Source organism: Candidatus Methylobacter favarea (genome assembly GCF_902806695.1).
GTDB classification, from domain to species: Bacteria; Pseudomonadota; Gammaproteobacteria; order Methylococcales; family Methylomonadaceae; genus Methylobacter_B; species Methylobacter_B favarea.
In genome coordinates this window covers 1-26,650 of record NZ_CADCXN010000042.1, presented here as the reverse complement: position 1 = coordinate 26,650, position 26,650 = coordinate 1, and the positions used below count along the sequence as shown (strand labels likewise).

At 47.4% G+C, this 26,650-nt stretch carries 21 protein-coding genes; 7 read left to right on the top strand and 14 right to left on the bottom strand.

Annotated elements, in window-relative coordinates; genetic code table 11:
* Nucleotides 1-10: 10 nt before the first annotated feature.
* The 6 genes from HUX64_RS03595 to nhaD form a co-directional block, all read right to left on the bottom strand.
* Complete coding sequence (locus HUX64_RS03595) at nt 11-577, bottom strand: YceI family protein (protein WP_174624870.1); 567 nt, start codon at nt 575-577, stop codon at nt 11-13.
* Nucleotides 578-824: 247 nt separating this feature from the next.
* Complete coding sequence (locus HUX64_RS03590) at nt 825-1,391, bottom strand: ABC-type transport auxiliary lipoprotein family protein (RefSeq protein WP_174624869.1); 567 nt, start codon at nt 1,389-1,391, stop codon at nt 825-827.
* Complete coding sequence (locus HUX64_RS03585) at nt 1,388-2,302, bottom strand: MlaD family protein (RefSeq protein ID WP_174624868.1); 915 nt, start codon at nt 2,300-2,302, stop codon at nt 1,388-1,390. Before HUX64_RS03585 ends, HUX64_RS03590 begins: the two co-directional genes overlap by 4 nt.
* The gene (locus HUX64_RS03580; RefSeq protein ID WP_174624867.1) at nt 2,295-3,083 is read right to left on the bottom strand and encodes an ABC transporter ATP-binding protein; all 789 of its coding nucleotides are present in this window, start codon (nt 3,081-3,083) and stop codon (nt 2,295-2,297) included. Before HUX64_RS03580 ends, HUX64_RS03585 begins: the two co-directional genes overlap by 8 nt.
* Nucleotides 3,080-4,216, bottom strand: a complete 1,137-nt coding sequence (locus HUX64_RS03575) for an MlaE family ABC transporter permease (protein ID WP_174624866.1) — start codon at nt 4,214-4,216, stop codon at nt 3,080-3,082. The genes HUX64_RS03580 and HUX64_RS03575 overlap by 4 nt, the downstream gene beginning before the upstream one ends.
* A 399-nt stretch (nt 4,217-4,615) precedes the next feature.
* Nucleotides 4,616-6,079 carry a sodium:proton antiporter NhaD gene (gene nhaD / locus HUX64_RS03570; RefSeq protein WP_174624904.1) on the bottom strand — a complete coding sequence of 488 codons (1,464 nt, stop codon included), beginning with the start codon at nt 6,077-6,079 and terminating at the stop codon, nt 4,616-4,618.
* Between the two features lie 645 nt (nt 6,080-6,724).
* Between nhaD and HUX64_RS03565 the strand changes: the two genes are divergently transcribed.
* Nucleotides 6,725-8,512, top strand: coding sequence for a DEAD/DEAH box helicase (locus HUX64_RS03565; RefSeq protein ID WP_174624865.1), 1,788 nt, complete (start codon nt 6,725-6,727; stop codon nt 8,510-8,512).
* Between the two features lie 3 nt (nt 8,513-8,515).
* On the opposite strand, the gene dnaQ is transcribed toward HUX64_RS03565, so the two are convergent.
* Nucleotides 8,516-9,256, bottom strand: a complete 741-nt coding sequence (dnaQ, locus tag HUX64_RS03560) for a DNA polymerase III subunit epsilon (RefSeq protein WP_174624864.1) — start codon at nt 9,254-9,256, stop codon at nt 8,516-8,518.
* 283 nt (nt 9,257-9,539) lie between these two features.
* On the opposite strand from dnaQ, the gene HUX64_RS03555 reads away from it, so the two are divergent.
* Nucleotides 9,540-9,923, top strand: coding sequence for a YajD family HNH nuclease (locus HUX64_RS03555; protein ID WP_174624863.1), 384 nt, complete (start codon nt 9,540-9,542; stop codon nt 9,921-9,923).
* A 25-nt stretch (nt 9,924-9,948) separates the two neighbouring features.
* Here the strand turns inward: HUX64_RS03555 and rnhA are convergent, their stop codons facing one another.
* Together rnhA and HUX64_RS03545 are read right to left on the bottom strand one after the other, a co-directional pair.
* Nucleotides 9,949-10,425 carry a ribonuclease HI gene (gene rnhA / locus HUX64_RS03550; protein ID WP_174624862.1) on the bottom strand — a complete coding sequence of 159 codons (477 nt, stop codon included), beginning with the start codon at nt 10,423-10,425 and terminating at the stop codon, nt 9,949-9,951.
* Nucleotides 10,418-11,134 carry a class I SAM-dependent methyltransferase gene (locus HUX64_RS03545; protein WP_174624861.1) on the bottom strand — a complete coding sequence of 239 codons (717 nt, stop codon included), beginning with the start codon at nt 11,132-11,134 and terminating at the stop codon, nt 10,418-10,420. The genes rnhA and HUX64_RS03545 overlap by 8 nt, the downstream gene beginning before the upstream one ends.
* A 324-nt stretch (nt 11,135-11,458) precedes the next feature.
* On the opposite strand from HUX64_RS03545, the gene HUX64_RS03540 reads away from it, so the two are divergent.
* A complete protein-coding gene (locus HUX64_RS03540) occupies nt 11,459-12,895 on the top strand; it encodes a lytic transglycosylase (RefSeq protein ID WP_343034376.1) in 1,437 nt (478 codons plus the stop codon).
* A gap of 284 nt (nt 12,896-13,179) precedes the next feature.
* On the opposite strand, the gene zapE is transcribed toward HUX64_RS03540, so the two are convergent.
* The 4 genes from zapE to HUX64_RS03520 form a co-directional block, all read right to left on the bottom strand.
* Nucleotides 13,180-14,346 carry a cell division protein ZapE gene (zapE, locus tag HUX64_RS03535; protein WP_174624859.1) on the bottom strand — a complete coding sequence of 389 codons (1,167 nt, stop codon included), beginning with the start codon at nt 14,344-14,346 and terminating at the stop codon, nt 13,180-13,182.
* 49 nt (nt 14,347-14,395) lie between these two features.
* Nucleotides 14,396-17,158, bottom strand: a complete 2,763-nt coding sequence (locus HUX64_RS03530; RefSeq protein ID WP_217426422.1) for a phosphoenolpyruvate carboxylase — start codon at nt 17,156-17,158, stop codon at nt 14,396-14,398.
* A 166-nt stretch (nt 17,159-17,324) separates the two neighbouring features.
* Complete coding sequence (gene acnB / locus HUX64_RS03525) at nt 17,325-19,910, bottom strand: bifunctional aconitate hydratase 2/2-methylisocitrate dehydratase (protein ID WP_174624858.1); 2,586 nt, start codon at nt 19,908-19,910, stop codon at nt 17,325-17,327.
* 180 nt (nt 19,911-20,090) lie between these two features.
* The gene (locus HUX64_RS03520) at nt 20,091-21,104 is read right to left on the bottom strand and encodes an isocitrate/isopropylmalate dehydrogenase family protein (protein ID WP_174624857.1); all 1,014 of its coding nucleotides are present in this window, start codon (nt 21,102-21,104) and stop codon (nt 20,091-20,093) included.
* A gap of 266 nt (nt 21,105-21,370) precedes the next feature.
* Here HUX64_RS03520 and icd point away from each other — a divergent pair, with 266 nt between their 5' ends.
* The 4 genes from icd (at nt 21,371) to HUX64_RS19555 (ending at nt 25,772) form a co-directional block, all read left to right on the top strand.
* Nucleotides 21,371-22,663: an NADP-dependent isocitrate dehydrogenase gene (gene icd, locus HUX64_RS03515; RefSeq protein WP_174624856.1), complete on the top strand. Its 1,293-nt coding sequence runs from the start codon at nt 21,371-21,373 to the stop codon at nt 22,661-22,663.
* A gap of 43 nt (nt 22,664-22,706) precedes the next feature.
* Nucleotides 22,707-24,407: a bifunctional isocitrate dehydrogenase kinase/phosphatase gene (gene aceK / locus HUX64_RS03510; protein ID WP_174624855.1), complete on the top strand. Its 1,701-nt coding sequence runs from the start codon at nt 22,707-22,709 to the stop codon at nt 24,405-24,407.
* 609 nt (nt 24,408-25,016) lie between these two features.
* On the top strand, nt 25,017-25,148 hold the full coding sequence (locus tag HUX64_RS20090; protein WP_281355251.1) for a hypothetical protein: 132 nt from the start codon (nt 25,017-25,019) through the stop codon (nt 25,146-25,148).
* A 372-nt stretch (nt 25,149-25,520) separates the two neighbouring features.
* The gene (locus HUX64_RS19555; RefSeq protein ID WP_246246888.1) at nt 25,521-25,772 is read left to right on the top strand and encodes a hypothetical protein; all 252 of its coding nucleotides are present in this window, start codon (nt 25,521-25,523) and stop codon (nt 25,770-25,772) included.
* Between the two features lie 177 nt (nt 25,773-25,949).
* Here HUX64_RS19555 and HUX64_RS20360 read toward each other — a convergent pair whose 3' ends face one another.
* Nucleotides 25,950-26,117, bottom strand: a complete 168-nt coding sequence (locus tag HUX64_RS20360) for a helix-turn-helix domain-containing protein (protein WP_425484242.1) — start codon at nt 26,115-26,117, stop codon at nt 25,950-25,952.
* Nucleotides 26,118-26,650: the final 533 nt, after the last annotated feature.

The following is a 26,650-nucleotide window of genomic DNA, read 5'->3' as shown; positions in this document are numbered from 1 at the left end:
CAAGACTTGATCAGTCTTTGAGCGCTTCAATCTGAATAATAATTTTGACTTCATCAGCAAGCGCCGGAGCATATTTGCTAACGCCAAAATCCGTTCGTTTAATGGTGGTGACCGCATTAGCTCCGCAGGTGTTTTTCATGGCAATCAGGTTCATGCCGCAATGGAAATGATCTACTGTCAAGTGTACGGGTCTGGTAATGCCATGCAGAGTCAGATTGCCGTCAACCGCTACAAGCTGTTCGTTATTAAAGCTGAGCTTGCCGGATGAAAAGGTAATTTTTGGATAACGGGCGACGTCAAAAAACTCATCACTACGCAAATGTTTTTCCAGCTCAGGAAGGCCGGTGCTGATAGAAGCCGCGTCAATAACTACATCAACTTTTCCAGTACCGGTTTTGGAGTCAAGAGCGACTTTGCCGCTGGTATGGTCAAAACGGCCCCGTTGTATTGAAAAGCCCAGATGATTAATCTCAAAACCGGGAAAAGTATGCCTGGGATCGACTGTATAGGAATCTGCTGCTACGGCTGAAAAGCTTTCAAGGCAGGCAATAATTCCTGCAAGAATGGATTTTTTCATAGTTTTCCCTATTTTCAGAATAGTATTTAATTAAAACCTAACTCTAATTATTGCTATTGTCAAAATCACATGGGGAATATACCCTTTTTAAGTTGCAATTGACGCGGTCTTGCAGTGTGAAATTCAGATCTTATCAGTATCTGTATTTTCTAACCTCATTTGCCTCGGTGCGGGGAGAGTTTTTGAGAAAAACTGTACCGGATCAGCTTCGGGTTTGCCTGCACTCGTGAATGCATCTTGCCATCTATCATTTAGTGGATAATGCCGTGAGCCAATCCTGAATTCTGTCGGCAGCCTGCCGAGTTAGCTCAGCAAAGGCGCTTACCGCACCGGCGGCGTCAGGCGTTTTAGTCGGCCGTTCCATAAGGAATACCTGCGTACCACTTTCCTGCCTATTGCCGAAAGCATAAGCATTTACAAAAAATCGCATTACTACACGAGCCCGATCAGGCGCATCGAATTGCTGTTCAAAGCTCAATAGCTGAATATTCAATGGATAATTCAAGATCTTGCCGCTGGAAATCAGCTGCTGCTCAAACAATTCAGGCGGGGGGGCAATCCATCGGTCAAGCGTATAGAAACGAACATTCGTAGGGGAGGAATAAAGCAGTCGGTAACGAATGCGGTTGTCCCAGAGCCATTTAGGCGCCTCGACAGTGATATTCGGCTTGGCTGTTAGCCTGCTTCCAGCAGCAGAAGTTGGGGTTGCGACCCCAAAATCATGTACAGCCGGTTGTTTGGTGGGGCTAATGCTGCAGCCTGTGCCGGCAACTGCCAGAATAAAGGCCGGTAAACTGATTGATAAATATCTCATTGTGATTCCTGATAGCCGGGTTCGCCTGGCCCTGGCTCTTGCTGACCCGGCCCCAGCAGTAAGGAGCGCGGATCGTTTTCCAGCATTGTAGCAACCCGGCTAACCTGTGTGGTTGTCGATTGTAGTTCCGCCAGCAGTTCATTGACCTTCGGCAATGTTGTTTCCAACAGTATATCGCTGGCGGTTCTGCTGGTGTCTGCAAGTTTGTTGGCTTTTATGCCGAGGGCCTTCACTTCCCTCGTTAAACTTTTTAAATCGTTGGTTAAATCATCAATATTAGTCAAGGTCTTGTGAGCGTCCTTGCTTAATGCCGGGACACCGGCCAGTGCTCTGTCAACCGCTTTTTGCAGATCGGAAAGTTTGTCAGTTAATGTTTTCAGGTTAGTTAAGATGCCGCCGATACTTTCAGTATTTTCATCGCTCAACAACAGGCCCAGCCGCATCATTATATGGTCGGCCTTTTTCAAAATATCTTCCCCTGAGCTCATTAATCTGTCGGTCAAGGACGGCTTTAAAGGAATACGGTTTGCCGGCTCATCACCTGGCGGTAAAGGAATCGAAATACCGCCTTCATCCTCCAGTTCAATCTGGGTCAGGCCGGTCACGCCCTTTAAGTTTAAAGTGGCGTAAACCCCTTTAGTCAGCACGATCTGCTTATCGACTTCTATGGGCACAAGAATAGTGCTGGAGTCATTCGGGTCAAATAAAATATTGATCACTTTTCCTACGGCAATGCCGCGGTAAAAAACCGTTGACTCGGGATTAAGGCCGGAAACCGATTCCCGGGTTGAAATGACATAGACATTGCGCTCCCGCTCAAAATGGCCTATCCAGTAAATGATGGCCGTCACCGCTGTCACCAGAATAATTAAAAACAAACCGGTAATCAGTGCGTGCTTATCTCTACCCATGGGCAGCCTCTTGCTCTTGAGATTGAAATACCCGCCGGGCGCGTTTATTGTAAAAAAATTTTTCAATAAACGGATGCTTGCAGCTTAATACCGAAGCCAGCGTTCCAAAAGCAATTAATTGATTATCCGCCAGTACCGCCACCTGGGTGCACAAGTCTCTTAAAATATCCAGGTCATGGGTAATCATGAACACCGTAAAATTCAGGGCGCGATGCAGTTCGGATAACAGGCTGACAAAGTCCTCACTGGAAATAGGATCCAATCCGGAGGTCGGTTCATCGAGCAACAACAGGCCTGGTTCCAGAACCATCGTGCGCGCGAGCGCTACCCGCTTGATCATGCCGCCGGACAGATCTGCCGGTTTTAACCAGGCATCCTGGTCAGATAAGCCTACCATTGACAGCTTCATAAACACTATCCGCTTGATCAATTCTTCATCCTTTAATCCCAGTTCCCGCAGCGGGAAGGCAATATTATCAAAAACGTTCAAGACACTGAACAATGCGCCTTTCTGAAACAGGACGCCGCAATTACTGCGCAACCTTTGCCCGTGATCGGCTGTCACATTTTTCAAGGATTGCCCCATAACGAATATTTCGCCCTGGGTGGGTATTTGCAGGCCAATAATTTCACGCAGCAAAGTCGTCTTGCCGGAACCTGATGCGCCTACCAGACCCAATATTTCCCCATGTTTCAGGCAGAGACTAATATCCTGGTGGACGACTTTATCGCCAAAGCTCGTCGAGACATGCTCCAGCCGTATAGCACAGGTTTCGGTCATGGCATGCCCACGCCCATAAATAAAATGGCAAACATCGCATCGATCATAATCACCACAGTAATCGCTGCAACCACGGAGTTAGTCGTCTCACTACCCAGACTTTCAGTGTTCGGTTTGATTCTGAAGCCAAAATGACAGGCGATCAGCGCAATGAACAGGCCAAATACGGCACTTTTCCCGAGGCCGATAAAGACATTCAGCAGCGGCACTACATCCGGCAGCTTAAGGAAAAATTGCTGATAGCTGATATCCAGTGTATTTTGCGCAGAAAACATCCCGCCTATAAGCGCCGCCGCGCTAGTCCATGCGCTTAAAAGCGGCAGGACTACCGTCAGCGCCGCCACTTTTGGCAGGATCAGGCGCAAGGAATGGGAAATGCCCATTGCAGATAATGCATCCAGCTCCTCAGTAACCCGCATGATGCCGATTTGCGCAGTCATTGCGGAACCGGAACGGCCAGCGACCAGGATGGCGGCTAATAAAGGCCCCAGTTCACGAATAATGCTCAGACCCAGGATATCAATAATATAAATTTCGGCGCCGAAAGTTTTTAACTGCAATGCTGACAGGTAACTGAGCACTATGCCGATCAGGAATCCTACCAGTGCCGTGATACCTAAAGCCCGAACGCCTGCCTCATAAATCGTGATGGAAATCTCCGCCACGGGGATATCAGCAGGATGAACCAGTAAATAGCCAAAATCCAGCACCAGTTGGCCTAACAGCGACACCAGATTGACTAACTGGGCCCAGAAACTCCAAACCATTTGCAGCAAATAGTTTAAAACCAGGCTGGAACGGGAAACGGAAGGTTCAGCAGGCACATTCTGCCCTTGCCAGCGCTCAAACAAGCGTTGATGTTCCGGTTTTATCATTAAGCCAGTCGGCATCTGTTCTCCCCATGCTTGCCAGAGCATCAGGGCGGTAGCGCTATCGAGCATGTCAACCAGGTGCATATCCCATGTAGTCGCTTTATCAGCGGCGATGGCCTTGAGCTTTTGGCGCAGTCCAGGCGTTAGTGCGAGACTGCGAATATTCCAGTTGCCTGAGAGCTTGACACAGGACTGTCCATTATCCTGCTCACTGACTTCCATCTGCGGCGATGAAACCGGGTTCGTTTGGACTTCAGTCATTGAACTCTTCATAGATTACAAGCAAGGTAAAAAATGCAGGCGCAAAGTCAGAACTTATTTTTCACGTTTGCGTGGTTCCAGGCATCGGTATTGTATCTTTTTAGCCCTAGCGATACCAAAATATCCTGTATTAATTATCAATTTTTTCATGAGTTTACCAGCAGCGAGTTTCAATCGCACAGTTGCGTGGTATTGCCGATAAGAGAGGAAACTGCAGCATTAATTAAGCCCAACTATTACTTTTACCCGTATCAGGCGATGGGAAATGTAATGTGGTAATCGATTTTTCAATGCTGGTCAGGATATGTCGAAAACATTCAAGGGAGAACACAATTAATTGCTGACTTATTATCTGTAAACTCTGCTTATATTGATAAATTTGAATCAGGTTTTCTGAGCCTAGAAGTAGCGGCTGTTCATAAGAAAATGCGCAGCAATACTGCCGAGATAGCCCAAAGCGATGGCCGGAGCCCATTTTAAATGACTGGCAAAAGTATAAATACCTTTCGCCTGTCCCATCAAGCCCACGCCGGCCGCTGATCCCACCGCCAGCAGGCTGCCTCCCACGCCGGCAGTCAAAGTCACCAGCAGCCACTGGCCCTGGGAAATATCCGGGGCCATGGTTAACACAGCCAGCATGATCGTACCGTTGTCAATAAAGGCTGAGGCTACGCCAACCAGCATATTAGCTACAGTGGGATCAATCTCTCCGTATAAATGATGGGATGCAACAGTTAAATAGCCCATAAAACTCAATCCCCCCACTCCGACCATTACGCCGTAAAAAAACAGCAGGGTATCCCATTCGAGATCAGCCACTTTATTAAATACATCAAAAGGTTCGTCCAGTTCCCTGTGGCTTTCTACAAATGCCTTCGATCTGTTCATATACTTCATCGGGGCGAAATAATCGATTCTGCCGTGGGCCGAGATTCTGCTGCTTGCTTGCTGCTCTTGGGTTTCAAAATCGTCCGGCTCGACGCTGCCGGCTGCAGTTTTGTGCAGGTAATAACTGAAAAATTTCAAATAGGCAAGGCCAAGCATCATGCCTGCGGCGGGAGGCAGGTTCAGCAGATTTTCAAAACAGGTAGCAGTAATGATGGTTAACAGGAACAACGCAATAATTATCCCGCCGCCGCGCTTGATCTCCTGCGCTTCCGATACCGCCTCAGGCCTTTCCTTTGGAATTTTGAAATGCATAATGGCGGCAGGTAAAACGAAGTTGACCACGGCCGGAATTAGCAGGGAAAAGAAATCTGCAAAGGGTACAATACCTTTTTGCCATATCAATAAAGTGGTAATGTCGCCAAATGGGCTAAATGAACCCCCCGCATTTGCCGCTACTACGACGTTGATACAGGACAGGGTGACAAAGCGAGGGCTGTGCTTGCCCATGGCTACAATGACCGAGCCCATAAGCAGGGCGGTAGTCAGATTATTACATACCGATGAAATGAAGAAAGCCTGAAAGCCGGTAATCCAGAATAATTGCCGATAGCTGAAATTTTTACTTAACAGCCAAACCCTGAGGCTTTCAAATACGCCCCTGTCTTCCATGGCATTCAGGTAAGTCATCGAGACCATAATGAACAGAAACAATTCGGCATAGCTTTCCAGGCTGGTACGAAACGCCCTGCCTGCCTGTTCGCCCATTCCTGCGCTGACATAAACGACGGCAATAAAAACCCAGATCAAGCTGGCTGCAAATACCATTGGTTTGGACTTTCGCAGTTCGGTAACTTCCTCTATCATGGCCAGGAAGTAAGCAGCAGCAAACAAAATCAAAGCCAGATAGCCGGCCCCGTGTCGGGTCAAGTCCAGGGGCGGAACTGTAGCAATAGCGGCGCCTTCTTCAGCCGCCATTGACACCTGGGGCAAAATCTGAAAAAGCAGAATTGGGCTATATTTTAATAAGGACAACAGCTTTACAAATAGCGCTAGCGGGTAAGCCCTCAGTTGAGCCTGTTCTTCGCCTCCATTATCTGAATTTCGTATGGACTCTATCTGGGATTTTTTTAAAAGGGTTTGGGTCAACCCGGATTTAACAATCATTAAAATCCCTGATATAGCTGAAAATAGAGTAAAAACGCATAACAGCACTTCAAGATTCATTAGCGGTCCACAAAATATACGAGATAGTATGACGGGAAAAGACTCCCGGATTGAGCACGGGGATATTATATTAGAAACAATATGGATAGGGACCGATAACATAGTAGAGATATAGGGGGTATTTCGATCGAGAGGATAAAGCCTCACTGAAGAGTAACCTATATTCTTGAAACTGCCAAGGAAGTTAAATTATACGGGGATATAAATCTATAAATAGGGAGCTAACCTAATTAAACAGTTAATACTCAAGAATATAAATATTCTAACGCTTGTTGGATCGCGAGAGCATTCGCCATCCGTTTACTGTAAATCCCGATATAGTGTGATATCATGCTTTAGGTATATAAAAGCTTAAAAATCCCCGCCACCTTCTTCCTTATTCCAACAGGTAAATCAATGTCCACTGATGTTTCTCCCTTACCCTCTTTCCGTGATTTAGCACTGAATGAACCCCTGCTAAAAGCACTGGATGATGTCGGTTATGAAACACCTTCGCCTATTCAGGCGCAAGTAATTCCCCATATGCTGCAAGGCAAGGATGTTATGGGTCAGGCGCAAACAGGAACCGGTAAAACGGCCGCTTTCGCTTTGCCTATCCTGGCCCGTATACAACTCAACCAGAGAGACCCGCAGGTTCTGGTTTTGGCGCCAACTCGTGAACTGGCTATTCAAGTGGCCGAGGCCTTTCAACGTTATGCTGCGCATTTAAAAGGTTTCCATGTTCTGCCTATTTATGGGGGGCAGGATTACAGTACCCAACTGCGCCAGCTAAAGCGCGGTGCTCATGTAGTGGTCGGTACCCCGGGCCGAGTGATGGATCATATGCGTAAAGGCACACTGAAACTGGATGGACTCAGCGTTTTGGTTCTCGATGAAGCGGATGAAATGCTGCGCATGGGTTTTATTGATGATGTGGAATGGATCCTTGAGCAAACCCCTGAAAACAGACAAATTGCCTTATTTTCTGCAACCATACCGACCGCCATACGCAAAATTGCCCAGCAATATCTGCATGAGCCTGAACAAGTCACCATCAAAGTAACCACCGCCTCAGCAGAGCATATCCATCAGCGGTACTGTCTGGTCAGCGGCGTACATAAACTGGATGCGCTAACCCGTATTCTGGAAGCTGAAACCTTTGAAGGCATGATTATCTTCGTCAGAACCAAAACCGCAACCGTTGAGCTGGCGGAAAAGCTGGAAGCTCGAGGTTATTCTGCGTCTGCGATTAATGGCGACATGTCGCAGGCGCTGCGGGAACGCACCATTGCGCATCTTAAAAACGGCAAACTGGATATTCTAATCGCCACCGATGTGGCGGCCCGGGGACTGGATGTAGACCGTATCACTCATGTCGTCAATTATGACATTCCTTATGATACTGAATCCTATATTCACCGGATTGGCAGAACCGGCCGCGCCGGCCGTACCGGTGATGCTATTTTGTTTATTGCTCCCCGGGAAAGAAAACTGCTGGATAATATCGAAAAAGCAACCAAGCAAAAAGTTGAGGAAATGGGCTTGCCCTCAACCGAGGTCATTAACAACAAGCGTATCGCCCGCTTTAAGCAGAATATTACCGATACCCTGGCTGCAGAAGAGCTTGGTTTTTTCACCCAGCTGATAGAACAATATCAGCAGGAGCATAATGTAACCGCCCTGGAAATAGCCTCTGCGCTGGCGAAGCTGGTGCAAGGCGAGACTCCCTTGTTAATGCAGAATTTGCCTAAAAAATCCAGGGAAACAAGCGAAGACAGGCCGCAAAGAACCGATAGACTGCAACGCGAAGGCCGTCCGCAGCGGGATCGTAAACCCAGACGCGGATTTGGGAGCGGTTCGGAAATTGAAATGGAAGTGTTTCGCATCGAAGTCGGCCACAATCATGGCGTAAAACCAGGCAATATCGTTGGCGCCATAGCCAATGAAACCGGCATTGATGGCGATCACATAGCCCGTATCAGAATTGAAGACGATTACAGCACAGTAGAGCTGCCTGCGGGTATGCCTAAAGAACTGTTCAATGAGCTGAAAAAGATCAGGGTGGCAGGGCAGCCGCTTAATATATCAAGAATGGATGAAGGTGACCGAAAGTCAATAGTTGATGGCGGCGCTAAAAAAGAGGATAAAAGCAAAAAAAGGATGAGTTCCACATCGCGGCGGGCAAAGCCGAAATTCGCCCAATAAATTTTAATCCTGACTTTTTTTGTTCCAAATGCAGTTGCCGCTAGTTTTTTCAATAAACTCCAGGCGCTGTTGATGCTCTGCCAGTTCCATTTCATTACAACGAATGACAGTCAAGGCAGGCCGGTCCAGGGATAGAAGTTTAATGACTGCATGCGCTTCTGTGTCTTCCGACTGCGATGACCCTTCATCCAATAGCGTAAACTGCCCGCCGGTCATTAACAAAAACACATCGGCCAGAATTTCAGCATCCAGCAGCGCCCCGTGCAAATCCCGGTGGCTATTATCAATGCCATAGCGTTTACATAATGCATCCAGGCTGTTTCTTTGGCCGGGATGCTTCTTTCTGGCATAAGCCAGGGTATCAAATACGGAGCTGTATCCCGCAATCGTACCGGCTTCGTCATTTAATAAGGAAAGCTCGTGATCAATAAAGCCTATATCGAACGGTGCATTATGAATTATTAATTCAGCGCCGCGAATAAACGCAATAAAATCCTCAAAAATATCCTTAAAACGAGGTTTATCCTGTAAAAATTCATTAGTGAGGCCATGAACTTCAATCGCGCCTTCATCACATAATCGATCAGGATTTATATAGACATGAAAGCGCTTGCCGGTCAGACGACGATTCATCAATTCCACACAGCCAATTTCAATAATCCGATGGCCTTCCTGCGGATTCAGACCGGTGGTTTCAGTATCAAGAACTACCTGGCGACTGGCAGTATTTATTCTATTATCCAATGTGTTACCTGAAAGTTTTAATATTAGTCATGCGCTATATGATACCTTATCAGCTTTCAACAGAGCTTGATTAATGAGGGGCTATTCCTGCGGATTTTTCTGCTACACTAAGCCCGGCTTAAATAAAACAGTACTAGCCGTTATCGGTTCTTCAAGTCTGAAATAGATTTGCGCTAATCAAAAGATGACAAATCTGGCTTGGGCTAGCCGTAGCGTCATGTTATAAATGCTGAATTCATATTAATTCAGTTAAATACAGTTATAGCTAAGTGGAGTCATTTATATGGGTCAAAAAAAATCCAACGCTGATCAGAAAAAACTGGACCGGATTGTTACCGAAGCAAGGCGCAACCAGGAACTGAGAGAGCAGTCATATCGCGGCCAGGCATTAAAACTTTATCCCTGGATATGCGGTCGCTGCGCGCGCGAATTTACGCATAAAAATCTGAATGAATTAACGGTTCATCATAAAGACCACAATCACGACAATAATCCAACGGACGGTAGTAACTGGGAATTATTGTGTCTGTATTGCCATGATAATGAACATTCAAAATATGAACAAACCCGCTTTGACAGTAATTTGCAAGCCGGTAAGCGTGCTAACCCTGTTGCTACTCACAATCCATTTGCCGACCTTAGAACTTTATTAGGCAATAAAAAGTAGGCTTGATCCTTATACTGTATAAAAATTAAAAAATGGCATGCTCATCAAGGAGTTGCGGAGAGCCGTGGGTCAGGGAATCAATTCCACGGTTAGCAAGAGCATCTGCCCGCTCGTTGCCTTTATCCCCGGAATGACCTTTTACCCATAGCCACTCAATAGTGTGCGGCTTGATTGCAATGTCCAGTCTGCGCCATAAATCATCATTTTTAACCGGCCTTTTAGCGGCATTTTTCCATCCCCGTGCTTTCCAGTTGCTTATCCACTCCGTGATACCTTGACGCACGTATTGAGAATCGGTATGAATCTGCACTGAACAGGGTTTTTTTAATGTTTCCAGAGCCTGTATTGCAGCCATCAATTCCATACGGTTATTGGTTGTATGCCGCTCGCCGCCGTAAAGCTCCTTGGTCTTATTTTTATAGTTGAGGATGACTCCCCATCCGCCCGGACCCGGATTGCCGCGGCAGGCCCCATCGATATAGATAATGACCGAATCAGTCATGGCTGCTCATCCGTGCCGAGGGGTTAAGAGAATTTACCAAAGCCAAACGGGGATTCAGCTCTATCACAGGCGTTAATGGAATTAAATTGTAACGGCGTTTTATGGCTTTAACAGCGTAGGCCGTCGCTGTAAATGAATGTTTATTGGCGATAAATTTTCCATGGGTAGAGGTTACGGAATTAAAATTAAACTGTGATGATACAGTTACTTCAAAATTCAACACTTTCAACCAGTCCAAAATTCTTGAACGGGAAATAAAATGTCCGCGCCATGTATCAGCCATTCTTTTGTCCCATATGTATTGATATCTTACCCAGATACTCCAGGGATTAAAATTTAACACTAACACTATTCCTTCCGGCTTTAAAACTCGTTCGACTTCTCTTATTGTCTGAAACCGATTGGCATCAAACTCCAGTAAATGCGGCATAATAACCATGTCGACGCTTTCGCTTTTTAAAGGCAGATTATATGATTTTGCCTGTATTTTTTGACCTTCCTGGCAACCCACGTTTTTGGCATCAAGCACCGTAAAATTTTTGTATAAAGAACAATCAATAAAGTCGTTTTCCCACCCTAATCCGCCGATCTGCAAAACAATCTGCTGACAACTGACAGTAATGGAACGCTGTAAATAGTCGGCTTCAAGCTGTTGCAGCAGCTTGCCTCGAGGGGTCTGGTACCAGGCAAACAGAAAATCGCGTTTCATTCAATAGACTCAACAATACAAGACTTTAGTGATTTTCAATAGAAACAGGTTATAATAAATTTCTACTAAATATTACACTTCGCTATAAGGGGGTTAGGGATGAATGTTAATTTTAGCAAGCTAATTATGTTTTTATTAATTTTGATCTCATTAATCGCTAGCGGTTGCTCGGAAACCGGTAAAGCTCCACTGAGGATTAATGATAGACCCCCAATAATATCGAAGCAAGACCGCAGCAGCTATATACATTACCCCTCGCTGGTACCCGCCAAACAAAAATTTAAAACCAAATTAACACATAACGCCACCATTTGGGACAGACTGGTGTCTTTATACTCCCTGCCTCCTATTGAAAATGAACGGATTGACCGCGAGCTTAACTGGTATTTACAGAATCCGGACGCGCTTGTTGCGCTGCAGCAGCGAGCAGAACCCTATCTGCATCTGATTCTCGATGAAATTGAGGCGAAAGACATTCCGGGCGAACTGGCCTTATTACCGGTTGTTGAAAGCTCCTTTATTCCCGATGCGTATTCAAAAAGCCAAGCTTCAGGGCTTTGGCAATTTATCCCTGCTACGGGCCGTTTGTTCGGGCTGCAACAAAACTCCTGGTATGACGGTCGGCGTGATGTTTATGCTTCAACAAAGGCTGCGACTACTTATCTTAAGCAGCTCAGTGAGACTTTTGACGGGGATTGGCTGCTTGCCCTGGCTTCCTATAATTTCGGCAAGGGCAATATTTTAAAATGCATTGAAAAAAACGAGGATCTTGATCTGCCTGCCGATTACTGGTCATTAAGTCTGCCCGAGGAAACGTTTAATTATGTCCCCCGTTTATTGGCTATTGCCAAATTATTTGCCAACGCTGAACAATACAACATTCCTTTGCAGCATATTCCCAATAAACCTTATTTTGAAGTCGTTGACATAAAAGCTCCGCTGGACCTGAACAAAGCCGCAGCAATGGCCAACATTCCACTGAAAGAATTTTTAAAGCTGAATCCTGGCTTTAATCGCTGGTGTACGGCTCCGGAAGGCCCGCATCGTCTGTTAATTCCTGTGCAACAGGCGCAATTTTTTAAAACAAATCTGGCCCAGCTCTCCTATGCAGATCGGTTAAATTTAAATCAATACAGTAAAGTCAGCACAGATCAGCTTCAGAACGAAGCTAAAGCAGTCGTAAGTGCAAATACCAAAGCATCGGCAAGGCTACGCTACTACAAAGTTAAAGCTGGCGAAAGTTTGCTAGCCGTCGCCACCCGAAATCATACAACCCTCAAGTCAATACGGCAAACCAACCATTTAGCCGGCAATACTGTCCGTTCCGGTATGCGCCTGGCGATTCCTGCCTTAAAAAAGTCAGCTTATATTTCTCCTGTTGCCAAAGCGCCTGGACATAAATCCGGATACACTCAGACTTATGTTGTTAAGAAAGGCGATACTTTCTGGAAAATCGCCCAACGATTTTCAGTGAGCACTAAAAATATTGCGGACTGGAATAAAATTACCTTAAAAACAGACCTGGTTCCAGGTAAAAGACTTACCATTAAAAAACTTGAACCGCAGCTTGCGACGGCATTATCAACAATCCGCCTGGTTTATTACACAGTTCATAAAGGGGATTCACTGCTACAGATTTCCAGAAAATTTAATGTATCTGTTGCCGACTTGCGTGAATCAAATGCGAATATTCTCACTAACGGCCTTCGGCCTGGCCTAAAATTGAAAGTTTTGATTGATAATAGCCAGCCTTCAACCTAGTATTCAGTCAAGTTATTTATGACGGGTGATAATTTAAAAGAGCGGTTCCTGGTGAGCTCGCCGAACCATGAGCACAAGCCCTTCAACAAGCTCAGAACGAACGGAGTGTTAAATGGGACGCGAAAAACAAGAGTGATGAGTACTTGTGCCGCCCTTGCTTTAGGATAAACCGTTAAGTCTGTGATTTAACATGTACTTAGTCATTTTAATTAGGCGAGGTAAAACTAGCTTAACTATTCACTTCCTTTAATAGAAATCTTTTAAAGTCAGGCTGCCCAAGTTGATTATGAGCGGCCGATATGCTCAGTATGTAAATAATTTTCTGACTGCATCTCTATTAAGCGGGAAACCGTGCGCTCAAATTCAAACGCACCTTCGCCCTGCGTATAAATCTTGTGAGCCGGTACGGCAGCGCTGCAAATCAGTTTTACCTTATGTTCATAAAGGGCATCAATCAAGGTAGCAAAACGCTTGGCTTCATTGTGCTTTTCTGCCTTTAATCGTGGAATTTCAGCCAAAATCAAGGTACTGAATTCTCTGGCAATTTCCAGATAATCTGCGGAACCTAGCGGCTGCTCACACAACTGGTCAAAGGAGGTAAAGAGAATGTCGCCATGCACGGCTTCCAAAATGAGATTTCTCCCCCAAACCTTTAAATTGCCGGGTTGCCGGGGAGCAAAATTGGTAAAGTAATTAAAACTTTGCTGTACAAACTCAGCGGCGTTTTCATCAAGCGGGCAATAGTAAGTAGTCTTCAGGGCCTGCAAACGACTTAACCGGTAATCTTCTTTTGCGACAAGTTCTATAATTTCGGATCTTTCCTGAAGGAGTTTAATAAAGGGTAAAAATAATTCTCTTTGTAGTCCGCCCGGATATAAATCCTCGGGATGACGGTTGGAGGTTATAACGACAGTTGTACCTAAAGCAAATAAGCTGCTGAAAAGTCTTCCCAAAATCATCGCATCCGCGATATCGGTGACATGAAACTCATCAAAGCATAGAAGCAGGGCTGAGCCCCTGATTTTTTTTGCCAATGCAGAAATTGCATCGGTATTATTTTGTTGACGCCATTGATGCATGAACGCATGAACCTCCAGCATAAACGCGTTAAAATGTACGCGCCGTTTTTGGATAAGGGGACAAGCCTCATAAAATAAATCCATCAACATGGTTTTACCACGTCCGACTCCGCCAAAAATATATAAGCTGCGGCATTTTTCAGGCTGATTGGAGATGAGTTTATAGGCAGCGGATTTGAGGTCATAATCAACCGCAGCAAGCAATTTTTCCAGAATGGATTGCAGAGGCTTCAAAGCCATGAATTGAGCATCATCGAACTGAATATTTTTCCGAGTTGCCTGCTCCTGGTATTGTTTTTCCAGTATTCCGGACAGGTCAGGGAGTTGTTCTAAAGATGCTCCGGCAGCTTGCTGAAAAAACCGTTTTAGCATGTGGGATTTTAATGAAATAAAGTGATAATAATAGAACAGCCGTTTAGCCCTATCCCGTCCAGCCAAGGCCGGTTGCAATACAGTTTATTGACAATAAAAGAGAAACCAATTTCTTTTGTTGCTCCTGGTTTTCCTTATTCGTCTCGCGAAAAAATTTAACCAGCTTTACTTGTTCGCGCCCAACCTGATTGATTGAAGGCAGCCGTCTGCCCAGTTTACGCCGAAAACGGGGAAATCTTTCAGCCAGTAGATTGCTTCCTGATACGGCTAAAACATGTTGGACCGTGCGATGATATTCATCCTGAACCCTAGAGAAAATCTGTTCCCGGACTGAACTGTCAGTTACCAGTTCAGAATAATCCTTGCCTATAAGCAAGTCCACCTGACAAAGGGTTTTTTCAACTTCGTCAATCACCAGCCGAAAAACCCGGGATTGCTCAAACAATTGCTGAAGTAAATCACGTCCGGCCTGGCCGTGGGCTTGGGAAAATTTTTCCAGTGCGCTGCCAAATCCATACCATCCGGGTATCAAATGCCGGTTCTGAGTCCAGGCAAATACCCAGGGAATAGCTCTGAGATCCGATAATGAAGAAGCGCCGAATCGGCGCGCAGGGCGTGAACCGATATTCAGCAAAGCTAATTCTTCAACCGGGCTGGCTGATGCATAATAGTCAACGAGCCCCGGCTGCTCAATGAGCAGCCGGTAAGCTTCATAAGACAGCTGTGATAATTCTTCAAGCGCCTCATAATGCTCCTTGCGGGGTCGCAGTTCTGCTTCCGTGGTTGATTTAAGGCTATGCTCAAAAACGCTGGCAGCTAAAAGTTGCAGATTATATAAGGCAGTGCCACGATTGGCGAATTTACTGGATATGACTTCGCCCTGTTCGGTAACCCGAAGCTGGCCATGCACAGAACCTGCAGGCTGGGCTGCAATCGCCCGGCCTGCCGGAGCGCCGCCGCGGCTTACCGAGCCGCCGCGTCCGTGAAAAAAAGAGATAGGAATTTTACAGTCTTCGGCAACCGCCATCAGCCTGGTTTGAGCCTTGCTGAGTTCCCAGTTTGAGGTCAGATAGCCGCCATCCTTGTTGGAATCGGAATAACCCAGCATCACTTCCTGCGTTCCTCCCTGTTTTACTATTGAATGGCGTATCAACGGAATCGTCAATAATCCCCGCATCACTGCAGGAGCCACTCTTAAATCTTCGATTGTTTCAAATAAAGGCACGATAGGTAAAAGACAATATTCAATACCGTCTTCTTTTATAAATAGACCGGCAAATTTGGCAATAAGATAAACGCCCAGTATATCCGTGGAAGTTCTCGTCATGCTGAGTATGAAATTGCCAAATGCCCGTTCATCAAATTTTTCACGGCTTCCAACCACCAGCTGCATCAGTTCAAAGGTTTCCCGGGCCTCTGCCGATAAGTTGCCGGCTGGTATGTCTATTTGCAAGGGATTGTCCAGTTGCTCCTTAATCCAGCTTTCCCATTCAAGAGTGGTTTCTGCCGGGCGATCTGTTTCTTCTTTCTGATTAATTGCCGCCCATAGTGATATCAGGGTCTTCGTGATTACGGTTGAATTTTGGCGAAGATCAAGATTGGCTGTTCTGAACCGAAAGATTTCAGCTTCCCGTCTTAGCGGCGTTACCAGCATTTTGGTTATACCTGCGCTTTTGCTCTCCAGTAATGCTGTTTCCAGTATTCTCAAATCATTGATCAATTCATCCGCGGAATAGTAGGCATACTGATTACATTCGGGGAAGCTATTCCTTTCCGATGCCTCAATAGTCTTTGCCAGCTTATGAGACATGCATACGGTAAACTGTCGGAATAGTTCGCCGGGATTTCTTGCCGCTATCGCCTGACCATTTTCAATGCATTTGAGCTCCTGATCCAAAACCGCCAAAAAAGAAGCAGGAATCTTGATATTGTGCCGTGCAATAATCAGGTTATGGATAAGACCTTGCAGTTTTTGTTTGTATCGATACAAACAGGCCCGGCGATTATGAAATAAAGTATTTCGGGTCACTTCATTGGTAACGAATGGATTTCCGTCCCGATCTCCGCCTATCCAGGAACCGAATTGAAATAATGGCGGAATGGTAAAATCAGCTTCGGGATAATATTGGTTTAAGGCGAAGTCCAGTTTATTCAGCAATTCTGCCGATTGTTCAAACAATGCTTCATTAAAAAAATGCAAACCCCAGGCTACTTCCTGCGCGACAGTAGGTTTTTCCAAACGCAGCTCGCCTGTCAGCCAAAGCAAGTCGATTTCATTTCTTACCTTATCCACTAAGGCATCATGCTCGCGGGGCGTCCAGCGACTGGACTGAAGCTCCACCAGAAGCAAATAAATGCGCCGATGTATTTCCAGCACTGATACCCGTTTCGCCTCAGTAGGGTGGGCCGTCATTACCGGAATGATTTTCGCATTATTCAGGAGAGTCTGAATGTCGTGTGCAGAAATATTGGCTTGGGCCGCCTCGCTAAATACCCAATCAAAGGTGCCCATTACCTGGTCTGCGCCTTGTTCTACTTCTATGGTGCGCCTGCGCAGCATGCCGCCGTCTTCTTCAGCGATTTGCAGCAGTTGAAACCAGATGCCTCGAGCTTGCAGGAACCTTAACAGCAGCTTCGGATTATTGGCCGGAATCGCGGATTCATTGCGAATAACAGCTTCAAGTTCGGGCAGTCTGTAGCGGATGACATCCATCAGAAGATCAAACAAAAAAGCTATGTTCTGATTGGCGTATGCAGCCGAGCGGTCGGCGATCGAGGGATGTTCTCCGCTGGAGTAAATTATACTTGCCACCGTAATCCTTTTACTTTACAAGATTCATTTCATATCTGCTCAACGAGCAGATATGTCCAATACCCGATGGTAAAATAAATTGTATAGTTCACGAAGAAAATATCCATGCTCAGCCAAAGGCGCTTGTCCTCAAGATACAGGAAAATTAATCCCTGGATGCTCAACCTTAAGCCTTTGCAACTTCACCTTTGGCTTTTAAAGCGTCAGTCTTTTTCTTGTAAAAATCCATCTTATCAAAATTAAGATAACGATAGGTATCATCAGCTGACTCGTTAATTTGTCCCGCGTAATGCATATATTCATCGAAAGTGGGAATTTTACCCAGAATTGAGCAAACGGCCGCCAATTCAGCCGATGACAGGTAGACATTGGCGCCGTTGCCCAAGCGATTGGGGAAATTTCGGGTTGATGTAGAAACAACGGTAGAATTTTCTGCAACGCGGGCCTGGTTACCCATGCATAAGGAACAACCGGGCATTTCCATTCTGGCGCCGGCTTTGCCGAAAGTACTGTAATAGCCTTCTTCAGTTAATTGGGTCTGGTCCATCTTGGTTGGGGGAGCAACCCATAGCCGGGTGGGCAATTCACCTTTCTGTTTTTCCAGCAGCTTGCCCGCAGCGCGGAAGTGGCCGATATTGGTCATGCATGAACCCAGGAAAACCTCGTCAATTTTCGTCCCGGCCACTTCGAAAAGCGGCTTTATGTCATCCGGATCATTAGGACAGGCCAGCAGCGGCTCCTTGATTTCATTCATATCAATTTCAATGACTTCAAAATACTCGGCATCGGCATCGGCTTCCAGTAATACCGGATTTGCCAGCCATTCTTCCATTGCCTTGATCCGCCGTTCTATTGTGCGCGCATCGCCGTAACCTTCGGTAATCATCCATTTCAGCAGGGTAATATTGGAGCTCAGGTATTCACGGATCGGAGCTTCATTTAATCGTATGGTGCAGCCCCCGGCCGAACGTTCCGCTGACGCATCGGATAATTCAAAGGCCTGTTCCACTTTGAGATCCGGCAAACCTTCGATTTCCAGAATACGGCCTGAAAAGACATTTTTCTTGCCTTTCTTCTCTACGGTAAGTAAACCTCGCTTCAGGGCTGCATAAGGAATGGCGTTCACCATGTCCCTAAGAGTGATGCCCGGCTGCATTTTACCTTTGAAACGCACCAGGACGGATTCAGGCATATCCAGCGGCATAACGCCGGTTGCTGCGGCAAACGCTACCAGACCGGATCCTGCCGGAAAGGAAATGCCGATCGGGAAGCGGGTATGCGAGTCGCCGCCGGTGCCGACAGTATCGGGCAGCAACATGCGGTTCAGCCAGGAATGAATAATGCCGTCGCCCGGGCGCAAGGATACGCCGCCGCGGTTCATAATAAAGTCAGGCAGCGTATGCTGCATGGCGACATCGATCGGCTTGGGATAAGCGGCGGTATGGCAGAACGATTGCAGCACCAGATCCGCTGAAAAACCCAGGCAGGCGAGATCTTTCAATTCGTCCCGGGTCATAGGTCCGGTGGTGTCCTGGGAGCCGACGGTAGTCATGTGCGGTTCGCAATAGGTGCCGGGCCGAACGCCTGCCATGCCGCAGGCTTTGCCGACGATTTTCTGCGCCAGCGTAAAGCCTTTGCCGCTGTCTTTAAAGGCGGAAGGCCGGCGAAAAACAGGGGATGGCGCCAGGCCAAGCGCTTTGCGGGCGCGGTCGGTCAAGCCCCTGCCGATAATGAGCGGAATGCGCCCGTCGGCGCGCACTTCATCAAGAATAACGGGAGTTTTCAGTTCAAATCTGCAGACTACTTCATCCTGGCCGTGACGCTTTACCACGCCTTCATACGGATAAATATCGATTACATCGCCCATATGCATAGGGGTGACGTCGCATTCGAAGGGGAGGGCACCGGAATCTTCCATGGTATTGAAGAAAATTGGAGCAATTTTGCCGCCAATGCATACCCCGCCTTCGCGTTTATTAGGAATATAGGGAATATCATTGCCCATATGCCACAGCACTGAATTGGTCGCGGATTTCCTGGAAGAACCGGTGCCCACGACATCCCCGACATAAGCCACAGGAAAGCCTCTTTGCTTCAGCTCAGCAATTTGCTGTTCGGCATTGGTAATGCCTTCGCGCGGCATTTTCAGCATGGCTTTGGCATGCAGGGGAATATCGGGCCGCGACCAGGCATCCGGCGCAGGGGATAAGTCATCGGTATTGGTCTCGCCGGGCACTTTAAACACAGTGACTGTCAGTTTTTCAGGCACAGGCGGCTTGCTGGTAAACCATTCGGCTTCGGCCCAGGACTGAATAACCTGCATTGCGTGGCGGTTGCCGGCATCCGCTTTTTCCTTCACATCATGAAAAGCATCAAATACCAGCAAAGTATGGGAAAGCGCCTTGCCGGCAAGCGGAGCCAGCGCCTCGTTATCCAATAGTTCTATTAAAGGCGCGATGTTGTAACCGCCGAGCATGGTTCCCAGTAATTCAGTCGCTCGTGCTGCATCGAGAATGGGAGAACTTGCTTCGCCTCTGGCGATGGCTGCCAAAAACCCCGCTTTAACATACGCCGCTTCATCCACGCCTGCCGGTACGCGGTAAGTCAGCAAGTCCAGGATAAATTGTTCTTCGCCCGGCAGCGGCTGTTTAATCAATTCAACCAAAGCAGCTGTCTGCCCGGCATCAAGAGGTTTGGGAACCACGCCCTGGGCGGCGCGTTCCTGAACGTGTTTGCGGTATTGTTCTAGCATTGCGAGCTCCTTGGAGATGATTTAAAACAGTAATTATGAGTGAGTACTATTCCTTAATTACTTAGCAAGTAATATGCCTAAGTGTATAATATCTGGCGGCAAACATCTTATCCATAGGATTTGTGATTTATTCAATCCCGCCGCGACACGCCGGATAGGAAGGACATCTCACACTTTACACTATGCCATGGCCGCTACGATGGCATTGCCCATTTCCACGGTGCCGGCGGTGGAGTCGGGATTCAGATCCGGGGTGACCTGTTTGCCTTCCCGCACCACTTTTTCGACGGCGCTCTGGATGCGCTGGGCGGCTTCGATCTCGCCCAGATGACGCAGCAGCATGACCCCGGCCATGATCACGGCGGTCGGATTGGCCAGATTCTTGCCAGCCAGATCAGGGGCGCTGCCGTGCACGGCTTCAAACAACGCCGCCTCCTTGCCGATATTGGCGCCCGGCATCAGCCCCAAGCCGCCCACGAGACCGGCGGTCAGATCGGAGAGAATGTCGCCGAACATATTGGTGCAGACAATGACATCAAACTGCTGCGGATGCATCACCAGATGCATGCAGGTGGCGTCTATGATTTTTTCCTCTACCTGGATTTCCGGATACCGCGGTGCAATTTCACGGGCCACATCCAGAAACAGGCCTTGCGTGTATTTTAAAATATTGGCTTTATGGCACACTGTGACTTTGCGCCGCTGATGCTCCCGTGCATACTGAAACGCATACTCGATAATGCGCTCCGAGCCGGCACGGGTGACCACGGCCAGGCTTTCGGCAATATCCTTCTTCGGGGTCAGGTAATGCTCCAGGCCGGCGTACAAGCCTTCGGTATTTTCCCGGACAATGACAAGATCGACATCGGCATAGCGGCTGTTGACGCCGGCCCAGCTCTTCGCCGGCCGGACATTGGCGTACAGCTCATAGGTCTGGCGCAGCACCACATTAATGCTGCGAAAGCCTTTGCCGCCAATGGAGGTTGTCAACGGGCCTTTAAAGGCCAGCTTGGTCTGATCAATAGCGGCCAGGGTTTGCTCCGGCAGCGGCGTGCCGAAGCGCTCTACCGCCGCCAGTCCCGCATAGGCTTCCTGCCAGTGAATCGGAGCGCCGGCGGCGTCCATCACCTTGACGGCCTCGTCCATAATGGACGGTCCAATCCCATCGCCTTTTATCAATGTGACAGTGTGCATTTAAATCTCCACAGTTTAATAAACAAAAAACAATAATACACAGATTCTGGAATATTGAGTAATGCAATGAGCGAAATTACCTATTAAATACTCCTGCCAGAGCTTTAACTCTCTCAAGGCATGAGGCTTTCAACACTAAGACAAGCGCGTATGCATTTGCTATGATACAGGCAGCGATTGGTAGTAAAGCTCTGGTTCCTTCACATTTAAAAGCTTTACGTTGACAGCAATGCACACTCAATATAATAAACTCAGGAGTTATATATATGTCCAGCCTCACATCCCCGCCGAATGGCAGTTCCATTACCATGGAAAACGGCAAGCTTGTCGTTCCTGATAATCCCATTATTCCTTATATAGAAGGCGATGGCACCGGCCCGGATATTTGGCGCGCTACCGTCCGGGTTCTGGATGCGGCAGTCGCCAGCGCTTACTCAGGGCAAAGGAAAATTCACTGGCTGGAAGTTTATGCCGGACAAAAAGCTAACCGCTTGTTCAACACCTGGCTGCCTGATGAAACCGTCGCTGCCTGCAGAGATTATCTGGTTTCTATCAAAGGGCCGTTAACCACGCCGATTGGCGGCGGCATCCGGTCTTTAAATGTGGCTTTGCGGCAATTACTGGATATGTATGTGTGCCTGCGTCCGGTGCGTTGGTTTCAAGGCGTACCCTCGCCGGTAAAAAATCCTGCCGCCGTCGATATGGTCATTTTCCGGGAAAATACTGAAGACATTTATGCCGGTGTGGAGTTTGAACAAGGCAGTGATGACGTCAAGCGTTTCCTGCGTTTATTGCGCGAGAATTTTCCAGCGCAATTCAGCAAAATCCGTTTTCCTGAAACGTCGGGGATTGGTATAAAACCGGTCTCACAGGAAGGAACTGAACGCCTGGTACGCTCTGCTATTGATTATGCTATTGCCAATAAGCGCAAAAGCGTAACCATTGTGCATAAAGGCAATATTATGAAATTTACCGAAGGCGCATTTCGCAACTGGGCATATGCCGTTGCAAGCCGCGAATATCGGGAGCAGACTTACTCCTGGGAACAATGGGAAAAAACCCGCGCTGAATCGGGCGAGGCGGCGGCCAATAAGGAACAGAAAGAAGCATTAGCCGCTGGCCGTATTCTGATCAAGGATGCAATCGCCGATATTACCCTGCAGCAGATCCTGACCCGGCCAGAGGATTTTGATGTTATCGCGACCTTGAATCTGAACGGCGACTATTTATCCGATGCGCTGGCCGCGCAGGTTGGCGGAATCGGCATTGCGCCGGGAGGCAACATCAACTACCAGACAGGCACCGCTGTTTTTGAGGCCACGCACGGGACAGCGCCCAAATATGCCAATCTGGATAAAGTCAATCCCGGCTCATTAATCCTTTCCGGTGAAATGATGCTGCGTTATATGGGCTGGTACGAGGCCGCTGACGCTATCCTTAAAGCCATGGATGCCGCTATCGCCAGCAAACGGGTGACTTATGATTTTGCCCGCCTCATGGAAAACGCCACGGAAGTCAAATGCAGCGAATTTGCCGATGTGTTGATTGAGAATATTTAATGCTCCTGCTATGTCTCCTAGTTTGTGACTCCAGGCTATCAGCATGAAGCTTTTAACACTGGAATGCGCAAAGGCCATACGTGACGCCTTTAATGAATATAACCTTGAGTTCAGACTCGTTACGCAACGCGCGCAACGGCGTTTCGAAAATTGCGATTGGAAAGGAAGCCAGCGCGATTCCGTCGAACGTATTGAGTTATATAATCTATTCGTTAACCGGACTGTCACCGAACTGAAGCGCCGACTAGGCTATTTGTCACGGGACAAGCCTTTATGGAAAGCCATCAAACAATGTTTTGAACCGCTCTTGACGGATTATATTGACTCCGAATTTACCAAAACCTTTTTCAATTCCATCACGCGCAGAATATTTACTACCGTCGGGGTCGATCCCGAGGTCGAGTTCGTCACGCTCAATCATTCTCCGCTTCCCCAAATTCCTCACGCCATTAAAAGTCGTATCTATTATCGCACGGATGAAGGTTTGCAAAGCTTGTTTGACCGTTTGCTGGAGGATTTTGCCTTTGCCACGCCTTACCAGGATAAAGCTGGCGATATAGCTTTTATTGTCCGGCAAGTTACTGAATATGAGCTGGAGATAAAGGGTGCTATCGATAAAGTGGAGATACTGGAAGCGGTCTTTTTCCAGATTACCCGCGCCTACCTGGTTGGCAGGGTAGTTTGCGGCACATCCTCGTCCCCGCTGGTTATAGCGCTAAAAAATACTCCTGACGGTATTTTCGCAGATGTGGTAATGATGACAATAACAGATGTCAGCGTGTTATTCAGTTATACCCGTTCTTATTTTCAGGCAGATCTTGAAACAGTCAGTGATGCTGTGGTTTATTTAAAATCCTTGCTGCCGCACAAAACTGCAGGCGATCTGTTTACTGTGCTGGGCCGTGCAAAACAGGGGAAAACCGATCGCTTCCGCAATCTGTTACGGCACATGGAAAAACATAATGAGCAATTTATCCATGCGCCGGGTGAAAGAGGCCTGGTAATGATCGTATTCACCCTGCCCACGCATGACATAGTAATTAAAGTCATCCGGGATAAATTCGCGCCGCCTAAATCGGTTTCACGCAATGATGTCATGGCGCGTTATAAACAGGTATTCGAACATGATCGAGCCGGCAGACTCGCGGATGCCCAGGAATTTCAGTATTTAAAATTCGAGCGCAGCCATTTTGAGAAATCGCTGTTTGAGGAACTTGACTCAGAAGCGCGAGATAGTATTCTGCTGGAAGGCGAAAATATTATTTTCAAGCACTGCTATATCGAGCGCCGGTTAACGCCTTTGAATCTGTTTTTGCAAAGCGCTGATCAAAAAGCGGCGGAAAAAGTTGTTTATGACTATGGACAGGCGATACGGGATCTGGCGTTAAGCAATATCTTCCCCGGTGACCTGTTATTAAAGAATTTTGGCGTCAGTGCCCGCGGCCGGGTGATTTTTTATGATTATGATGAGCTGTGCATGGTAACGGATTGCAATTTCCGCGATCTTCCCGATGCCGGTAACGACCAGGAAGAAATGAGCTCGGAAGCCTGGTTTTATGTGGCGGAAAACGATATTTTCCCGGAGCAATTCATTGCCTTTCTGGGATTTAAAGATGATCTTTATCAATTATTCATGCGCTGGCATAAAGAAATCCTGACCGCAGCCTATTGGCGCGATCTTCAGTCCAAACACAGACTTGGAGAAGTCCTGGATGTCGTTCCCTATCATCATTATCCATTTTAACGATTAGGATTTATGGTAGCGGCAGCATGTACTCGAGAATCTACTTGGTACTTGGTAGTGTTACCGTATCGGCTTGGCAGTCAATGTTGGCCAATGCATATTCAGTGGTTTGCAGCCTCCGGTCCAAGGCGCAACGGACTACTGCCTAATCACGATGACGGAGGAAAGCTCAGGAGGGAAACATTCAGCAGGCGATTCATCTCATCGAGGGTAGGCGTTTTCGGTAAAATTGCGAAATTCCACTGTGCAGGGAGTGGTGAGCGACCAAGCTGGCTTTTGCATAGATAGTGCCACGTTTTTTAGCTGCTTGGCAATAAACTGACGTATAACGTCAGCTCATAAGGTCGTGAACACAACCTCTGAACTACTAAGCGAGCCTGTAAAAATCTAAGCACAACACGCCGTTAACTACGGCGCGTTTTACTAGCTAAGCGTTGCATATTGCGCAGGTAATCATCAAAGCGCTCGACTTGCGCATCAACCCGATCGGCTGAAATATCCGCAATGCTATAACACCCCGCTCACGCAGAACAGGTAAAAAAATCCTCAAGCCGCGTTGATATATAGGCACACAGGAAAAATAGGTCGTGTGTAATCGCAGTTTGGCAAATGTTTATCAAGGAAGCGGATTACCACAGGTTCATCGAGTTCTTCAATGGCAATGTGGTTCAGTCTCATCGACCGTTTCAGATGCGCGAGTCCAGGCATGTTCTGCAGTTTCTTCCGCCTATCGGCACTTGATCAGATAGTTAAAATAAACCAAGACCTAGGGCGTGTGCAGGATATTGCGTAGCTAGCGCTGGAGGGTATGCAGCCTGCCTAGGGTATTGACTTTATCACAGTTTTCTGAGAGGGAGCAAGATTGCCAAGTCGAGACCGGTACTGTGCTCAAACTTTAAACCCCACAATACAAGCTATAAACCTTTCAGCACCAATTTACTGTGCATAAAAAATGCTTAACATAATGGCCGACCCTTGCCGTGCCAATGAAGTTGTCATGTCTCACATGAATCCCATCGGTTCCCCGGCCTGACTCATCAGTTTTAGGTCGGGATACCAATATTGTTGCAGATTTTCAAAGGCGTAGAGTCAATAAAAGCCATGACTTAGAAGATGCAGTTACGAAACGGAAAAAATCGTACGCTAAGCTTCGCGGGGCACCTGGGTGAACAAACGCCGGTAGTCGGCGGCAGCGAATGGTGTCAGATTAGGCCACACCTGCAATTCCAACAGATGCTCACGCCGAGTCTCCGTTCGTTAGGCATATTGCGGGCAGACGTCCGGCTCGATACGCAACTGGTTACCGATAATAGCAGCAGGGACACAAGCGGTTCCGTATTGGTTGGCACGGCGAAACCAGGATAGCGCAAATAACACAACTGTACGGAGAAACCGAGGCGGTTGTGATTGCTGCGCCGTTGCCGAATCACCGACAGGTCGGATTCGGATAATGTGTAATGCTAAATGAGGTTGTCGTCAGTAGTCGGAAAGGCAAGCAGGTCACACGCTCGGCTGGCGTCAGCAAACTGCGACGAGGCATGGTCAGTTATCCGTTCGCAGGTATTGGTACAGCGTTTCGCGGCTAATGCCATACTCGCGGGCCAACTTTGCTTTCTGTTCTCCCGTGCCGGCTCGCTTTTGTAACTCTTCTATTTGCTCGGTCGATAACGCTTTTTTACGCCCCCTGTGAGCGCCGCGCTGTTTAGCCAATGCAATGCCTTCGCGCTGCCATTCAAGGATCAGAGCCCGTTCGAACTCTGCAACACCCCTCTGACCGACAGCAATAAATTAGCCATCGCCGAATCTTCGCCGGTGAACGTCAGGCACTCCTTGATGAATTCGATGCATACGCCGCGCTTGGTTAACTGCTGCGCCAATCGTCGCAAGTCATCCAGATTCCTCGCAAGCGGTCCATACTCTGTACCACAACCGTATCGCCTTCTCGTACCAACGAAAGCAGCTTGTCTAAGGCGGGTCATCCGGTAGCTTTGCCGGATGCCTTATCGGTAAAAACTTTACTGACCTCGATTTGTTAGAGAAGGAGTTACAGAATTATTATATGAAGTGCTTGGCAAAGATTTAAGATCAACCACAATCATTATTGATGAAATAGATCCTAGTAGTCAGTCATGTTGAAGCGAAGGGATAATTTATGGTATGACTATTGGCTTTGACGCAACGAGGTTTAGTGTCATGCCCGCCATTAAATATAAAGTCAATTTGACCGACGAAGAAAAACGTCA

Coding starts and splice junctions, on each gene's coding strand:
- HUX64_RS03555 (WP_174624863.1), top strand. CDS start 9,540: ATGGGTCAAAAAAAATCCAACGCTGATCAGAAAAAACTGGACCGGATT.
- HUX64_RS03595 (WP_174624870.1), bottom strand. CDS start 577: ATGAAAAAATCCATTCTTGCAGGAATTATTGCCTGCCTTGAAAGCTTT.
- HUX64_RS19555 (WP_246246888.1), top strand. CDS start 25,521: ATGCAGTTACGAAACGGAAAAAATCGTACGCTAAGCTTCGCGGGGCAC.
- rnhA (WP_174624862.1), bottom strand. CDS start 10,425: ATGACTGATTCGGTCATTATCTATATCGATGGGGCCTGCCGCGGCAAT.
- acnB (WP_174624858.1), bottom strand. CDS start 19,910: ATGCTAGAACAATACCGCAAACACGTTCAGGAACGCGCCGCCCAGGGC.
- HUX64_RS03520 (WP_174624857.1), bottom strand. CDS start 21,104: ATGCACACTGTCACATTGATAAAAGGCGATGGGATTGGACCGTCCATT.
- HUX64_RS03580 (WP_174624867.1), bottom strand. CDS start 3,083: ATGACCGAAACCTGTGCTATACGGCTGGAGCATGTCTCGACGAGCTTT.
- HUX64_RS03565 (WP_174624865.1), top strand. CDS start 6,725: ATGTCCACTGATGTTTCTCCCTTACCCTCTTTCCGTGATTTAGCACTG.
- HUX64_RS03590 (WP_174624869.1), bottom strand. CDS start 1,391: ATGAGATATTTATCAATCAGTTTACCGGCCTTTATTCTGGCAGTTGCC.
- HUX64_RS20090 (WP_281355251.1), top strand. CDS start 25,017: ATGTTTATCAAGGAAGCGGATTACCACAGGTTCATCGAGTTCTTCAAT.
- HUX64_RS03545 (WP_174624861.1), bottom strand. CDS start 11,134: ATGAAACGCGATTTTCTGTTTGCCTGGTACCAGACCCCTCGAGGCAAG.
- HUX64_RS03585 (WP_174624868.1), bottom strand. CDS start 2,302: ATGGGTAGAGATAAGCACGCACTGATTACCGGTTTGTTTTTAATTATT.
- HUX64_RS03575 (WP_174624866.1), bottom strand. CDS start 4,216: ATGACTGAAGTCCAAACGAACCCGGTTTCATCGCCGCAGATGGAAGTC.
- zapE (WP_174624859.1), bottom strand. CDS start 14,346: ATGCTAAAACGGTTTTTTCAGCAAGCTGCCGGAGCATCTTTAGAACAA.
- nhaD (WP_174624904.1), bottom strand. CDS start 6,079: ATGGCGGCTGAAGAAGGCGCCGCTATTGCTACAGTTCCGCCCCTGGAC.
- aceK (WP_174624855.1), top strand. CDS start 22,707: ATGAAGCTTTTAACACTGGAATGCGCAAAGGCCATACGTGACGCCTTT.
- icd (WP_174624856.1), top strand. CDS start 21,371: ATGTCCAGCCTCACATCCCCGCCGAATGGCAGTTCCATTACCATGGAA.